The following is a 13,877-nucleotide window of genomic DNA, read 5'->3' on the forward strand; positions in this document are numbered from 1 at the left end:
GGAGCAACTCTGTGACCTGCGTTGTAATTATTTTGTAAACACATTGCTAAAGAAAATAACATCCACTACAACCATATCATCACAAGTGGTCAGACCTCCTACGAGACAGGGAGCTTTTTTATGATGATTTTAAGTATTGTTGCAACGGTCGTATTACTCGGTGCGCTGTTTTATCACCGGGTAAGCCTCCTGCTCGGTAGCGTTATTCTGCTGGTGTGGACGGCCGCCATGGCGGCCGCCGGCCTGTGGAATGCCTGGCTGCTGCTGCCGCTGGCGATTATCCTGCTGCCGTTTAATTTCACCCCGATGCGTAAATCGATGATTTCCGCGCCGATGTTCCGCACCTTCCGCAAAGTGATGCCGCCGATGTCGCGCACCGAAAAAGAGGCGATCGACGCGGGTACCACCTGGTGGGAAGGGGATCTGTTTCAGGGCAATCCGGACTGGAAAAAGCTGCACAGCTATCCCCAGCCGCGCCTGACCGCCGAAGAGCAGGCGTTTCTTGACGGCCCGGTGGAAGAAGCCTGCCGGATGGCGAACGATTTCCAGATTACCCACGAGCTGGCGGATCTGCCGCCGGAACTGTGGGCCTATCTGAAAGAGCACCGCTTCTTCGCGATGATCATTAAGAAAGAGTACGGCGGGCTGGAGTTTTCCGCCTACGCCCAGTCCCGGGTGCTGCAAAAGCTCTCCGGCGTCTCCGGGATTCTGGCGATCACCGTTGGCGTTCCGAACTCCCTCGGCCCGGGCGAGCTGCTGCAGCACTACGGCACCGACGAGCAGAAAAATCACTATCTGCCGCGCCTGGCGCGCGGGCAGGAGATCCCCTGCTTTGCCCTCACCAGCCCGGAAGCGGGTTCTGACGCCGGGGCTATTCCGGATACCGGCGTGGTGTGCATGGGGGAATGGGAAGGCGAGCAGGTCCTCGGCATGCGCCTGACCTGGAACAAGCGCTACATCACGCTGGCGCCTATCGCCACCGTGCTGGGGCTGGCGTTTAAGCTCTCCGACCCGGAAAAACTGCTGGGCGGCAGCGAAGAGCTGGGCATCACCTGCGCCCTGATCCCGACCGGCACGCCGGGCGTGGAAATCGGCCGCCGCCACTTCCCGCTCAACGTGCCGTTCCAGAACGGCCCGACCCGCGGCCAGGATATCTTTGTACCGATTGATTACATCATCGGCGGGCCGAAAATGGCCGGACAGGGCTGGCGCATGCTGGTGGAGTGCCTGTCGGTGGGCCGCGGGATCACCCTGCCCTCGAACGCCACTGGCGGTCTGAAATCCGTGGCGATGGCTACCGGCGCCTATGCGCACATCCGCCGCCAGTTCAAAATCTCTATCGGTAAAATGGAAGGGATTGAAGAGGCGCTGGCGCGCATTGCCGGCAACGCCTACGTAATGGACGCGGCAGCGTCACTTATCACCTACGGCATTATGCTCGGTGAAAAACCGGCGGTGCTCTCCGCCATTGTTAAGTACCACTGCACCCACCGCGGCCAGCGCGCCATTATCGACGCGATGGATATTACCGGCGGCAAAGGCATTATGCTCGGCGAAGGCAACTTCCTCGCCCGCGCCTATCAGGGCGCGCCTATCGCTATTACTGTGGAAGGCGCCAATATCCTGACCCGCAGCATGATGATCTTCGGCCAGGGCGCTATTCGCTGTCATCCGTACGTGCTGGAAGAGATGGCCGCCGCGCAGAATAACGATCTTAACGCCTTCGACAGCCTGCTGTTTAAGCACATCGGCCACGTCGGCAGCAACCTGATGCGCAGCGTCTGGCTCGGCCTGACCCGCGGTTTGACCAGCGCGTCGCCGACCGGCGATGCAACTAAACGCTACTATCAGCACCTGAACCGCCTCAGCGCCAACCTGGCCCTGCTGTCGGACGTGTCGATGGCGGTACTGGGCGGCAGCCTGAAGCGCCGGGAGCGCATCTCCGCGCGCCTCGGCGACGTGCTGAGCCAGCTGTATCTGGCCTCGGCGGTGCTGAAGCGCTATGACGACGAAGGGCGTAACGAAGCTGATTTATCGCTGGTGCACTGGGGCGTGCAGGATGCACTGAATCAAGCCGAACAGGCGATTGACGATCTGCTGCGCAACTTCCCCAACCGCGCCGTCGCCGGGCTGCTGAGCGCGGCTATCTTCCCGACCGGCCGCCACTACGCGGCGCCGTCCGACCGCCTGGATCACGCGGTAGCGAAGATCCTGCAAACCCCGGGCGCCACCCGCTCGCGCATCGGCCGCGGCCAGTACCTGACCGCCAGCGAGCACAACCCGGTAGGTCTGCTGGAAGAGGCGCTGGTTGACGTTATGGCTGCCGATCCTGTCCACCAGCGTATCTGTAAGGAGCTGGGCAAGAACCTGCCGTTCACCCGTCTGGACGAGCTGGCGCGCAACGCCCTGGCGAAAGGCCTGATTAACCAACAGGAAGCGGATGTGCTGATCAAAGCGGAAACCAGCCGCCTGCGCAGCATTAACGTGGATGATTTCGCGCCGGAGGCGCTGGCGACGCAGCCGATAAAGAAGCAGGAGCGCGTGCGGAAAATTGAGGCAGCGTAAATAACAATACGGCCGGGCAATGACCCGGCCGGCACAACATCACGCAGAATAAGAAACAGCGTAAAGCGGAGAGCGTATCTCCGCTTTTTTTATTCAGAAATTGAACGCGTCCGGGTGGTTTTCCAGGCTGCCGCTCAGCGCGGAATAAAGAACCGTTTTGCCGTCGATGGACAGCGCGTCGCCGACGTTGAGCCAGGTCAGCGTCTCTTTATCGCTCTTCTCATTCACCGCAGAAAAGAGGCCGCTCATGGTCTGGCTCTTCTCGGACCACAGCACCGCCACGCGCTCTGCGGAGCAGTTGTGCGGCTTGCAGGCGCTCAGCACCTGATATTCAGTATCGCCAATCTTAACGGTTTTTGCCGGGGTGCTGGTCCCGCCTTTGCTGACCCACGCCGGCAGCTTGTGGCCTTTTACCATTTTGCTGAACGCCGCTTTGGAGTCTTTATTGGTTGCCAGATCGCTGACGGTAAGGTTATCGGCAGCGAACGCGCCGGCGCTCATCAGCAGTGCGGCTGCGGCAATAATTGTTTTCTTCATTATTTCATTCTCCCTGGGGCAATCGCCCGTTCTCAAGTGTCGATTAAGGGTGGACCCGGAAGGGGTCAATTGCAAATCAGCAAGTTCCGGAAATGCTTTTTTCTGTCCATTTGCTAAGGTGTTACTGTTACCGACGTACCTCGTAGATTCAGGAGCCCGAAGCCGTGTCTGGTTTGAAAATCACCGTATTACAGCAGCCCCTGGCCTGGATGGACGGGCCGGCCAACCTTCGCCACTTTGAACGCCAGCTGGAAGATATCGCCGGGCGCGATGTTATCGTCCTGCCGGAAATGTTTACCACCGGCTTTGCCATGGAGGCCGCCGGGCAGTCGCTGCCGGAAGAGGAGGTGATTGCGTGGATGCGCGACAGGGCGCGCCAGACCGGCGCGCTGATTGCGGGTAGCGCGGCGCTGCAAAGCGAGCGCGGCCCGGTGAACCGCTTCCTGCTGGTTGAGCCGGAGGGCATCGTCCACCGCTACGATAAGCGCCACCTGTTTCGGATGGCCGATGAACACCAGCACTACCGGGCGGGCACCGAACGGGTGGTAATAACCTGGCGCGGTTGGCGCATCCTGCCGCTGGTGTGCTACGACCTGCGTTTCCCGGTGTGGTCCCGCAATCATAATGATTATGATCTGATCCTGTATGTCGCCAACTGGCCCGCGCCGCGTTCGCTGCACTGGCAGGCGCTGCTGCTGGCCCGCGCCATTGAAAACCAAGCCTGGGTCGTCGGCTGCAATCGCGTCGGCACCGACGGTAACGGCCACCACTACCGGGGCGACAGCCGGATCGTGAATCCGCAGGGCGACATTATTGCCGCCGCCGAAGCGCATAAGGCAACGCGCCTTGATGCCGAGCTGTCGCTGGCGGCGCTGCAAGAGTATCGCGAGAAGTTTCCGGCCTGGCAGGACGCGGATCCGTTTAGGCTGGGCTGAGCGTCGGCCGCTCACGATCCCCGATAGGTTGACCAGCCCCAGGGCGCTATCAAAAACGGCAGATGGTAGTGCTCCCCGCTGCGGGGCAGCGTAACGTCGATCTGCGCTACCGGATAAAGCGTCTCCCGCCCGCCGCGCGCAAACCACTCGCCAATCAATGCCGAAAGCCGGTAGCGCCCCGCCGGCAGCGGCGCGTCGTACAGGGACGGTACCCGGCCATCGGCGCTGGTGGCGTGCTCGCCGAGCAGCCGCCAGCCGTCGGCACTCTCCTGCTCCAGCCGGACGATAATTCCCGCGCCCGGCTTGCCGAGGGAGGTATCCAGAATATGGGTTGAAATATGGCTCATGAAGTAAACACTCCCTGCAAACGCAGCATCGTTATCTCCCGCAGCTGGCCGATGGCCTCCTGCACTTCCTGACGTTCGTCGTTTTCCAGCCGCCGGTGGAGCGTGGCCAGCATCTCCTCGCCGCTGCGCCCGCTGGCGCGGATCAGGAACACCCGGCCAAACCGGGCCTCGTACCGGGCGTTACCCTCGGCCAGCGCCCGGGCCAGCGCAGCATCGCCAGGGTTCACCGCCGACTGCTCCCGGCGCGACAGCGCCGATTCGACGCTATCCCCGCGAGCCTTATCACCAATACGCGGATGCGCCTGCAGGGCCTGGGCCAGCGCGTCTGCGTCCCATGCCTCGCTCAGCTCCCGCGCCTGCGCCAGTAGTTCCGCCTCGCTGGCGTAGGGCCGTCCGGCCACCAGCGCCTGCTGCCAGGCTACGATTGCCGCGCAGGGCGCAATCATCGCCTGCGCCTGCGCCGGGCTGGCGGTATTAAACTGCCGCAGCGCCGAGGCGCCCGCCAGCTGCTGCACCGACAGGGTATACGCCCGCAGGGCCTGCGCCACGTCCTCGACGGCGACGGACTCCGCCGGATGGTGGCTTATTCCCCCGGCGCAGCGCACGAACAGCATGCCCACCGGCCAGCGGGCGGCAATCGCCATGGCATCGTGCCCGGCACCGCTGGGCAGCAGCGGCGCGCCCCCCTGCACGGCGCGGCAGGCCCCGACAAGGGTCTGCTGAAGCTGCGGATCGCAGGGGGTGGCCGCCGAATCATAAAAGGCCGCGTGGCTAAAGCGCAGGCCGCGCCGGGCGGCAATCTCCTCGCCCGCGCGGAGCAGATCCGCCAGCAGCGCGTCCCGGGACGCGTCGGACGGGCTGCGAATATCCAGGGTCAGCGCGACCGCGCCGGGAATGACGTTGACCGCGCCGGGCTGGCAGGCGAGCGTACCAATGGTTGCCACCAGCGCCGGATCCCGCGCCCGGGTTGTCGCTTCAACCGCCATCATCCACTCTGCCGCCCCGGCCAGCGCGTCGCGCCTGAGGGTCATCGGCACCGTGCCGGCGTGGCCGGCCTCGCCATCAAACCGGCAATTAAGCCGCCGGGCGCCGTTAATGGCGGTCACGACGCCAAGCGCGGCGTCCTGCTCCTCCAGCACTGGCCCCTGCTCGATGTGCAGCTCCAGATAGCCGCAAAAATCTTCGGGCGGCCGGGCGGCGCTGGCGATGCGGGCCGGATCCAGCCCGGCGCTCACCATCGCCTGGGCGACGCTGATGCCGTCGGCATCGCGGGTTTCCAGCCAGCCCTCCGGCCAGCTGCCGGTGAGTCCGCGGCTGCCCAGCAGAGTAATGCCGAAACGGGTACCCTCTTCATCGCCGAAGCCGACAATTTCAATCGCCCGATCGCCGCGCAGGCCGCGCTGGCTGAGCCAGGCAACAACTTCAATGGCGGTGAGCACCCCGAGCATGCCGTCGTAGCGCCCGGCGTTGCGCACGGTATCGAGATGCGAACCCAGCAGCAGCGCGGGCTGGTCCGCCGTCGCGGCCTCGTAGCGGCCACAGATATTGCCAACCGCATCCTGCCAGGTCAGCATGCCCGCGGCCTCCATCCACTGCGCGACCTGCGCGTTGGCCTGCAGGTGTTGGGGCGAGAGATAGACGCGGGTCAGCGCATCCGGCGTTTCGCTGATCGCCGCCAGCGCGTCGCTGCGGGCCATCACCCGTTCGGCGGCGGCGCGGGCCTCTTCTGAGGTCATCTGCATCATGGTTTAGCCCTCGTAGGTGTCCCAGGCGGCCTGCATCGCGGCACCCTGCACGGTGGCAAAGCCCTGACGGTTGAGCACCGCTTCCAACGCGGTCAGGGTTTGCAGCACGCAGTCTTTACGGGCGTTGTAGCCCATGGTGCCGATGCGCCAGATTTTGCCCGCCAGCGGGCCAAACGAGGTACCAATTTCAATATGGAAGTCTTCCAGCAGGCGCCTGCGCACCTCTTCGCCGTGCACGCCCGCCGGTATCACTACCCCGAGAACGTTATTCATCTTGTGGTTCACGTCACCAAACACCTCAAGGCCCATACCGCGAATGCCGTTGAGCATCGCGCGCCCGTGCAGCGCGTGGCGGGCAATCAGCGCGTCCATGCCCTCTTCCACCATGATCCGCGCGCACTCCCGGGCGGCGAACAGCATGCTGGTGGCTTCGGTATGGTGATTCAGGCGTTCCGGCCCCCAGTAATCCATGATCATCCCGAGATCGAAATAATTCGATCCGATCATCTCCTCGTCGCCGTCCTGGTGGGCGTCGGTGCGGATCCCTTCTTCGACCCGGCGGCGGGCGCCGATGGCGGAAACCATCGCCTCGCTGAGGGTCACCGGCGAGCTGCCGGACGGGCCGCCGAGGCACTTTTGCAGCCCGGCGGAGACCGCGTCCAGCCCCCAGCGGTCGGTGTCGAGCACGTTGCCGCCCAGCGAGGCGGTGGCGTCGGTGTAAAACAGTACCCCGTGACGGCGGCAAATTTCGCCGAGGTGCTCAAGCGGCTGGAGCATGGTAGTAGAAGTGTCGCCCTGCACCGTCAGCAGCAGGCGCGGCTTGACCCGCCGGATGGCGTCTTCAATCTGGTCCGGGGTGAATACCTCACCCCAGGGGGCCTCAATGGTGTGTACCTCGGCGCGGCAGCGGCGGGCGATTTCGCACAGCAGGTGGCCAAAGCGGCCAAACACCGGCACCAGCACTTTGTCGCCGGGGCGAATAGCCGATACCAGTACCGCTTCGATCCCCGCCCGGGAGGTACCGTCCACCAGCAGCGTCCAGCGGTTGCGGGTGCGAAACACCTCCCGGTAGAGCGCCATCACTTCATTCATGTAGCCGGTCATCGCCGGATCGTACTGCCCCACCAGCTGGCTGGACATGGCGCGCAGCACGCGCGGATCGGCATTGATCGGCCCCGGCCCCATCAGCAGGCGGTGGGGCGGGTTAATCTGGGACAGCAGCGAAGTCTCTGGCATGGAACAATCCTTAATCGGCGTAGCGGATATGAAACTATTGATTCTTTAATATCTAATTTGCAACGATTGTGCCAGTCGCGATGTGTCTATTTTTGTGCCGCCGCAGGGTTTATCGCTCCTGAGAACGACCACCAGGTTCACGATAGCACCCCGCGGCGGTGCAAAAGCACCAATACAGTGCAGTTAAAGCTGCTCCAGCTCATCGAGAGTCTGATAGAGATCGGCAATCTGGTGGATGCGCTGCCGCCCGCTGCGCAGGGTATCGTGCAGCAGGGCGTTGGCCAGCAGGTTAACGATGCTCATGGCGCTGCTGTAGCTGTCAAATGCCGAGACGCTGTCCAGCGGCGCCGCCAGGTGCCAGCGGCTGAGCGCCCGCACGCCGGAAGCCTGGGGCTCGCTGAGGGTCAGCACCTGCACCTGCTGACGCTGCAGCGTCTCCAGCAGCGGGCGCAGAATGCGCGGCCGGCGGCGGAATGCCACCACCACCACCAGATCCTCAGGCCCCAGATCCACCAGCTCCTCGGCCAGCGTCTGCCCGGGCTGGGGCAGTAGCCAGACGTTCCCGCGGCTCTGCATCAGCTGCTGGCGCAGGTGCAGCGCCACCGGGGCGCTGTTGCGCAGGCCAATAATAAATACCCGCCTGGCGGCACCCAGCGCCGCCACCACGTCGGTGAACGCCTCGCTCTCCAGGGCATTCACCCACTGGGTCAGGTTCGCCATCTCCTGCTTATAGTGGCGGGCCAGCAGCGTGTTACCCTGCACCGCATCGCGATCGCCGGTGAGCGGCATTCCGCTCTGGCGCAGGGTGCGCAGCTCGTCGCGCATGTCCTGAAACCGCGCGTAGCCGAGATGGCGAAACAGGCGGCTCACGGTGGCTTTTGATACGCCGCTCAGGCGTGCCAGCTCGGCGCTGTTATAGCTCACCAGATCGTCAAAATGATCCATGATAAAAGCCGCAACCCGCTGTTCCTGCGGAGAAAGTTGGCCATAACACTCGCGTAAACGTTCATCCAGCTGCTGCATATCCTCTCCTGCAACTTTTGTTTCATATCAGAGTGCCCGCTCGCCGCCGGGCCGTCAATCTGGAACGGATCTTGCCTCAGTCTCATTACACCGCGGCAGCAGCCCCCTTTGTACGGAGCAAAAATCATGCACAGTAATATGGCCCCCGGGGCAATGGTCGTCAGCCCCCACCATCTCGCCAGCGAATCGGCGCTTTCGGTTCTGCGCCACGGCGGCGACGCCATTGAAGCGATGGTCGCCGCTGCGGCTACCATTGCCGTGGTCTACCCGCACATGAACGGCATCGGCGGAGACGGCTTCTGGCTTATCGTGCCGCCGCAGGGAGAGCCTGTCGCCATCGACGCCAGCGGCGCGGCGGGCGCGCTGGCAACCCTTGAGCACTATTCCGGGCACAAAGCCATTCCCCACCGCGGCGCCCGCGCGGCGCTGACCGTGCCCGGTACGGTCAGCGGCTGGGACGAGGCGCTGGCGCTTTCCGCCAGCCTCGGCAGCGGCCGAATGCCCGTTTCCCGGCTGCTGGCTGACGCCATCCGCTACGCGGCGGACGGTATTCCCGTCACCCCCTCGCAGGCCGCCGCTACCCGTCATAAATACCACGAGCTTTCCGCCGTGCCCGGTTTTGCCGGTACCTTTCTGAACCGGGGTGAAGCCCCCGCCGCCGGCAGCCGTTTCTGCCAGCCGCGCCTGGCGCGCACGCTGAGCAGGCTGGCCAGTGAAGGGCTGGACAGTTTCTACCGCGGCCCGCTGGCGGCGCTACTGGCGGAGGAGTTTCAGGCGACGGGCTGCCCGCTCACCGCCCGGGATCTGGCCGGTCACCGCGCGCGCCGCAGGACGCCGCTGAAGCTCAGCCACCGGCAGGGCGAGATCTTCAATATGACGCCGCCGACGCAGGGCCTGGTATCGCTGGCGATCCTCGGCATTACCGATCGGATGGAGATGGCCGACGCCGACGAGGCGCTGACGATCCACCGGATCGTGGAAGCCACCAAGCAGGCATTCTCCCTGCGGGATCGCTATATCACCGATCCGCGCCACGTCACGCTTCCCGTTCAGACGCTGCTGGAACACGCGCCCCTGCAGGCGATGGCCGATGCAATCAGCGACGATAACGCCGCCCGCTGGGGGCGCGGCAAAGGCCCGGGCGATACCGTGTGGATGGGGGTTATCGACGGCAGCGGGCTGGCGGTCTCATTTATCCAGAGTATCTATCACGAGTTCGGCAGCGGCGTGGTACTGCCGGAAAGCGGGATCCTGCTGCAAAACCGCGGCGCGGCGTTCAGCCTCGATCCCGATCACCTGCTGGCGCTGGCGCCGGGCAAGCAGCCGTTTCATACCCTGAATCCAGCCGCCGCGCGGCTGAAGGATGGCCGCACTATGGTGTACGGCAGCATGGGCGGCGACGGGCAGCCGCAGACTCAGGCGGCGATTTTCACCCGCCACATTATCCAGGGCATGCCGCTGCAGGCGGCGGTCAGCGCCCCGCGCTGGCTGCTAGGGCGTACCTGGGGCGAGTCCACGGACTCGCTGAAGCTGGAGGGCGGCTTTAGCGACGCCACCTTTAACGCCCTGCGCGAGAAGGGCCACGACGTGGAGTGGCTGCCGGGCATGAGCGAAGTGATGGGCCACGCGGGAGCGATCGTTCGCCACCCGAACGGCATGCTGGAAGGGGCTTTCGATCCGCGCAGCAACGGCAGCGCGGCGGGATTTTAAGGAGCAAACATGAGTGAATCACCGTTAGACTGGCCCGCCTACATCGGGCTGATGGCACAGCTGCTGGAGGTACCGCTGGACGCGCCGCGCCGGGAAGAACTGGCGCTGCAGCTGGCGCGGATCGCCGCCATTGCCGGACCGCTAATGGCGTTTGAGTTGCCAATGCGTCAGGAAGGCGCGGGAGTCTACCGCCTGTGACCCTGACCATACGAGATATTCAGCTGGGGCTGCGCAATAAGCAGTTCAGCGCCGCCGAGCTGGCGGAACAGACGCTGGTGCGGATCGCCCGGGATAATCCGCAGATCAACGCCTTTACCGGCGTCACCGCCGATCGCATGCGGGATGAAGCCGCCGCTATCGACGCGCGGGTGGCCCGGGGCGAGCGCCTGCCGCCTCTCGCCGGGGTGCCCTACGCGGTGAAAAACCTGTTTGACGTCAGCGGCGTCACGACCCTCGCCGGCGCAGCGCTGTTCAGCACGGCACCGCCCGCGCAGGCAGATGCGTTCGCCGTGCGCCAGCTGCATAGCGCGGGCGCGGCCCTTGCCGGAACGCTAAACATGGACGCCTACGCCTACGGTTTTACCACCGAGAACAGCCACTACGGCGCGACCCGCAACCCGCGGGATCTCAGCCGCATTGCCGGGGGATCTTCCGGCGGTTCGGCGGCTGCAGTAGCCGCCGGACTGGTGAATTTCGCCCTCGGCACCGACACCAACGGTTCGATCCGCGTGCCCTCGTCGCTGTGCGGCGTACTCGGCCTGAAACCCACCTTCGGCCGCCTCTCCCGCAGCGGCAGCCACCCGTTTGTCGCCAGCCTCGATCATATCGGGCCCCTGGCGCGCTCCGTGGACTGCCTGGCCCGGGCCTACGACGTGATGCAGGGCAGGGATCCCGCCGATCGCTGGCAGCAGCCGCGGGATCCCTGCCCGACGGCGGCCACGCTGGAGCGGGCTCCCGCGCCGCGCTGCGCAGTGCTGGGCGGCTGGTTTGAAACCTGGAGCGATGCCGAGGCCCGCGACGCGGTGCAGCGGGTGGCGCAGGCGCTGAATACCGATCGCCAGCTGGCGCTTCCCGACGCGGCCCTTGCCCGCTCCGCGGCCTTTTTGCTAACTGCCGCCGAGGGCGGGACCCACTACCTGCCGGCGCTGCGCGCCGAGCCGGAGCGCATGGAGCCCAACTCCCGCGAGCGGCTGCTGGCGGGCGCCATGACCCCCGCCGCCTGGTACAACCAGGCCCAGCGCTTTCGGGCCTGGTTCCGGGACAGCACGCTGCCGCTGTTTGAGCACGTCGATATCCTGATTGCCCCCGCCACCCCGTGCTGCGCGACGCGCATCGGCGAAGCAGAGATCCTGATTAACGGCGAGCGCCTGCCGACGAAAGCCAGCATGGGCATGCTGGCCCAGCCCATTTCGTTTCTCGGCCTGCCGGTGGTGACGGTGCCGCTAAAAAGCCGCGGCGGGCTGCCGATTGGCGTACAGCTTATTGGCGCGCCCTGGCAGGAAGCGCGCTGTTTACAGACCGCCTGGCAGCTTGAGCAGGCGGGCGTACTTTATCCGCAGGAAGGACTATGACCCACGACAATATTGATTCTCCGGCGCTCCTCGCCGAGGTCACCGCCGCTTTTTACCGCTACGAGCAGGCGCTGATAAGCAACGACGTTGCAGCGCTGGACGCGCTGTTCTGGGAGGACGACCGCACGGTGCGCTACGGCGCAACTGAAAATCTGTACGGGATTGAGGCGATCCGCGATTTTCGCCGCGGCCGCCCGTCGCAGGGACTGGATCGGCAGCTGTGCAACACCACCATCACCGTCTTTGGCGACAGTACGGCAGTCGCCAGCACCGAGTTCACCCGGGAGAACAGTTCCCGGGTGGGCAGGCAGATGCAGACGTGGGTGAAGTTTGCCGGCGGCTGGCGGATCGTGGCGGCGCACGTCAGCCTGATGGAGTGAGCCCGCGCGGCTTTCCCGCTGCGGGCAGAGGACGATCCGGCGTGCCTGGTTCTTGCCTTCCCGGCGAGGGCCAGTTACGCCGGTGAGTATGGGTGGTGCGTCAGCCAGTGATCCGCGATGTCCTGCCGGCGGCAGATCCAGACCCGATCGTGCTGCTGAACGTAGTCCAGGAAGCGCTGCAGGGCGCGGAAGCGGCCCGGCCGCCCCAGCAGGCGGCAGTGCATGCCGATCGACATCATTTTCGGCGCGGTATCGCCTTCGGCGTAAAGCACGTCAAAGCTGTCTTTCAGATAGGTATAAAACTGCTCGGCGGTGTTGAATCCCTGGGCGGTGGCAAAGCGCATGTCGTTGGCGTCCAGCGTGTAGGGCACGATCAGGTGCGGGTGCTGGTCAACCGTGGTCCAGAACGGCAGGTCGTCGCCGTAGTAGTCGCTGTCGTAGAGGAAATCCCCCTGCTCCACCACCAGCTTACGGGTATTAGGGCTGTCTCGCCCGGTGTACCAGCCCAGCGGCTTTTTGCCGAACAGCGCGGTAAGAACTTCCACGGCCTGCTGCATGTGCTGCCGCTCGGTCTGGATATCCAGATGCTGGTAGTGGATCCAGCGCCAGCCGTGGCTCACCACATCGTAATCCGCCGCTTTTATAGCCTCAACGATAGCCGGGTTGCGCGCCAGCGCCATCGCCACACCAAACACCGTCAGCGGAAGACCGCGGCGCTGAAATTCGTCGTGGATACGCCAGAACCCGGCCCGGGAGCCGTATTCGTAGAGAGAGTCCATCGACATGTGGCGATCGGGGTAGCTGGCCGCGCCGATGATATCCGACAGAAACTGTTCCGAGCCGGCGTCGCCGTGCAGGACGTGATTTTCGCCGCCCTCTTCAAAATTAAGAACGAACTGAACGGCAATTTTCGCCCCGCCCGGCCAGCGGGCGTGGGGCGGGCGACCGGCGTAGCCCGCCATCTCCCGGGGATAATTTTCGCTAAACTGCCAGACTGATTGCATGCTGTGGCCTCTTGTGAGTGGGTCGTCAGCCGCCAACCAGTGACGCAAAGCATCCGGTCAGCGGCTTTTGATTCGGGTACGCGAGGTCGCCGCGCTTGCTGGTACCAAGGCCGAGGGCCAGCAGGGATTCCACCATTTTGACGGCGGCGGTCACGCCGTCAATCACCGGAATACCCAGCTCGCAGGTCAGTTCGTGGGCCAGATTGGCCATGCCGCCGCAGCCGAGCACAATGGCGCCGCTGTTGTCTTCCCGCATGGCCTGAATGCAGCGCTCGCGTACCTTCTGCTGAGCAAGACCCGTGCCATCTTCCAGCGCCAGCACCGGCAGGTCGATGGCGTGCAGCGCGGCGCAGTGATGTTCGAAGCCGTACTGGCGCAGCAGGTGACGGGCGATAATCAGGGTGCGCGGCAGCGTAGTGACAATGGAAAAGCGCGTGGCCACCAGCGTCGCCATGTGCATTGCCGCCTCGGCAATGCCGACGGTGGGCCCGGCGGCCAGCTCCCGCGCCGCCAGCAGTCCCGGATCGCCAAAGCAGGCAATGACGTGTCCCTGCGCGCCCTGCGCCTTACCCAGACGTACCTGTTCCAGCACGCCGACGGCGGCAATCGCCTCGTCGAAGTGGCCCTCAATAGACTCGACGCCCTGAGTCGGACAGCTGGCGAGAATGGTGGTGCCCGGAGAGGCAACCGCCCGCGCCGCGCTGGCGATGGTTTCGGTCATGGCCGCGCTGGTATTGGGATTAATAACCTGTATACAAAATTCCTGCATCGGGTGGCTCCTGAAATTATGCTGCGGCGAACGCGCCGCGTTGGTGAAACTTTTG

Annotated in this window: 13 protein-coding genes and 1 pseudogene; 6 read left to right on the top strand and 8 right to left on the bottom strand. The window is 64.5% G+C overall.

What is annotated here, in order from left to right:
* Nucleotides 1-120: 120 nt before the first annotated feature.
* The gene (gene fadE, locus QZ766_RS03330) at nucleotides 121-2,565 is read left to right on the top strand and encodes an acyl-CoA dehydrogenase FadE (RefSeq protein ID WP_297197231.1); all 2,445 of its coding nucleotides are present in this window, start codon (nucleotides 121-123) and stop codon (nucleotides 2,563-2,565) included.
* 93 nt (nucleotides 2,566-2,658) lie between these two features.
* On the opposite strand, the gene ivy is transcribed toward fadE, so the two are convergent.
* On the bottom strand, nucleotides 2,659-3,102 hold the full coding sequence (ivy, locus tag QZ766_RS03335; protein ID WP_297197234.1) for an Ivy family C-type lysozyme inhibitor: 444 nt from the start codon (nucleotides 3,100-3,102) through the stop codon (nucleotides 2,659-2,661).
* A gap of 164 nt (nucleotides 3,103-3,266) precedes the next feature.
* Between ivy and QZ766_RS03340 the strand changes: the two genes are divergently transcribed.
* Entirely contained in the window at nucleotides 3,267-4,037 is a 771-nt protein-coding gene (locus tag QZ766_RS03340) for an amidohydrolase (RefSeq protein WP_297197237.1), read from the top strand.
* An 11-nt stretch (nucleotides 4,038-4,048) separates the two neighbouring features.
* Here the strand turns inward: QZ766_RS03340 and uraH are convergent, their stop codons facing one another.
* From uraH to QZ766_RS03365, 5 genes and pseudogenes are all read right to left on the bottom strand, one after another.
* The gene (gene uraH / locus QZ766_RS03345) at nucleotides 4,049-4,384 is read right to left on the bottom strand and encodes a hydroxyisourate hydrolase (protein WP_297197240.1); all 336 of its coding nucleotides are present in this window, start codon (nucleotides 4,382-4,384) and stop codon (nucleotides 4,049-4,051) included.
* Entirely contained in the window at nucleotides 4,381-4,899 is a 519-nt protein-coding gene (gene uraD / locus QZ766_RS03350; RefSeq protein WP_297197296.1) for a 2-oxo-4-hydroxy-4-carboxy-5-ureidoimidazoline decarboxylase, read from the bottom strand. Before uraD ends, uraH begins: the two co-directional genes overlap by 4 nt.
* Nucleotides 4,882-6,126: pseudogene (gene hpxK / locus QZ766_RS03355) on the bottom strand (allantoate amidohydrolase); the annotation flags it as partial. The pseudogene hpxK and the gene uraD, both read right to left, overlap by 18 nt.
* A gap of 6 nt (nucleotides 6,127-6,132) precedes the next feature.
* Nucleotides 6,133-7,365: an alanine--glyoxylate aminotransferase family protein gene (locus tag QZ766_RS03360; protein ID WP_297197243.1), complete on the bottom strand. Its 1,233-nt coding sequence runs from the start codon at nucleotides 7,363-7,365 to the stop codon at nucleotides 6,133-6,135.
* A 183-nt stretch (nucleotides 7,366-7,548) separates the two neighbouring features.
* Nucleotides 7,549-8,388: a MurR/RpiR family transcriptional regulator gene (locus QZ766_RS03365; RefSeq protein ID WP_297197245.1), complete on the bottom strand. Its 840-nt coding sequence runs from the start codon at nucleotides 8,386-8,388 to the stop codon at nucleotides 7,549-7,551.
* 123 nt (nucleotides 8,389-8,511) lie between these two features.
* Here QZ766_RS03365 and QZ766_RS03370 point away from each other — a divergent pair, with 123 nt between their 5' ends.
* The 4 genes from QZ766_RS03370 to hpxZ are packed head-to-tail and all read left to right on the top strand — an operon-like array spanning nucleotide 8,512 to nucleotide 12,049.
* Nucleotides 8,512-10,098 carry a gamma-glutamyltransferase family protein gene (locus tag QZ766_RS03370; protein ID WP_297197298.1) on the top strand — a complete coding sequence of 529 codons (1,587 nt, stop codon included), beginning with the start codon at nucleotides 8,512-8,514 and terminating at the stop codon, nucleotides 10,096-10,098.
* A 9-nt stretch (nucleotides 10,099-10,107) separates the two neighbouring features.
* Nucleotides 10,108-10,296: an oxalurate catabolism protein HpxX gene (gene hpxX / locus QZ766_RS03375; RefSeq protein ID WP_297197247.1), complete on the top strand. Its 189-nt coding sequence runs from the start codon at nucleotides 10,108-10,110 to the stop codon at nucleotides 10,294-10,296.
* Complete coding sequence (locus QZ766_RS03380) at nucleotides 10,293-11,669, top strand: AtzE family amidohydrolase (protein ID WP_297197248.1); 1,377 nt, start codon at nucleotides 10,293-10,295, stop codon at nucleotides 11,667-11,669. Before hpxX ends, QZ766_RS03380 begins: the two co-directional genes overlap by 4 nt.
* Nucleotides 11,666-12,049: an oxalurate catabolism protein HpxZ gene (hpxZ, locus tag QZ766_RS03385; RefSeq protein WP_297197250.1), complete on the top strand. Its 384-nt coding sequence runs from the start codon at nucleotides 11,666-11,668 to the stop codon at nucleotides 12,047-12,049. Before QZ766_RS03380 ends, hpxZ begins: the two co-directional genes overlap by 4 nt.
* 74 nt (nucleotides 12,050-12,123) lie before the next feature.
* Here hpxZ and puuE read toward each other — a convergent pair whose 3' ends face one another.
* Nucleotides 12,124-13,053: an allantoinase PuuE gene (gene puuE, locus QZ766_RS03390; RefSeq protein WP_297197253.1), complete on the bottom strand. Its 930-nt coding sequence runs from the start codon at nucleotides 13,051-13,053 to the stop codon at nucleotides 12,124-12,126.
* A 25-nt stretch (nucleotides 13,054-13,078) separates the two neighbouring features.
* Nucleotides 13,079-13,822, bottom strand: a complete 744-nt coding sequence (gene hpxA / locus QZ766_RS03395) for an allantoin racemase (protein ID WP_297197255.1) — start codon at nucleotides 13,820-13,822, stop codon at nucleotides 13,079-13,081.
* Between the last annotated feature and the right edge of the window lie 55 nt (nucleotides 13,823-13,877).

This window comes from uncultured Pluralibacter sp. (assembly GCF_913775985.1).
Taxonomy (GTDB): Bacteria; Pseudomonadota; Gammaproteobacteria; order Enterobacterales; family Enterobacteriaceae; genus Pluralibacter.

What these genes read in the sequence shown, in the direction of transcription:
- puuE (WP_297197253.1), bottom strand. Translation starts at nt 13,053, where the DNA reads ATGCAATCAGTCTGGCAGTTTAGCGAAAATTATCCCCGGGAGATGGCG.
- QZ766_RS03360 (WP_297197243.1), bottom strand. Translation starts at nt 7,365, where the DNA reads ATGCCAGAGACTTCGCTGCTGTCCCAGATTAACCCGCCCCACCGCCTG.
- QZ766_RS03365 (WP_297197245.1), bottom strand. Translation starts at nt 8,388, where the DNA reads ATGCAGCAGCTGGATGAACGTTTACGCGAGTGTTATGGCCAACTTTCT.
- ivy (WP_297197234.1), bottom strand. Translation starts at nt 3,102, where the DNA reads ATGAAGAAAACAATTATTGCCGCAGCCGCACTGCTGATGAGCGCCGGC.
- fadE (WP_297197231.1), top strand. Translation starts at nt 121, where the DNA reads ATGATGATTTTAAGTATTGTTGCAACGGTCGTATTACTCGGTGCGCTG.
- hpxA (WP_297197255.1), bottom strand. Translation starts at nt 13,822, where the DNA reads ATGCAGGAATTTTGTATACAGGTTATTAATCCCAATACCAGCGCGGCC.
- hpxZ (WP_297197250.1), top strand. Translation starts at nt 11,666, where the DNA reads ATGACCCACGACAATATTGATTCTCCGGCGCTCCTCGCCGAGGTCACC.
- uraH (WP_297197240.1), bottom strand. Translation starts at nt 4,384, where the DNA reads ATGAGCCATATTTCAACCCATATTCTGGATACCTCCCTCGGCAAGCCG.
- hpxX (WP_297197247.1), top strand. Translation starts at nt 10,108, where the DNA reads ATGAGTGAATCACCGTTAGACTGGCCCGCCTACATCGGGCTGATGGCA.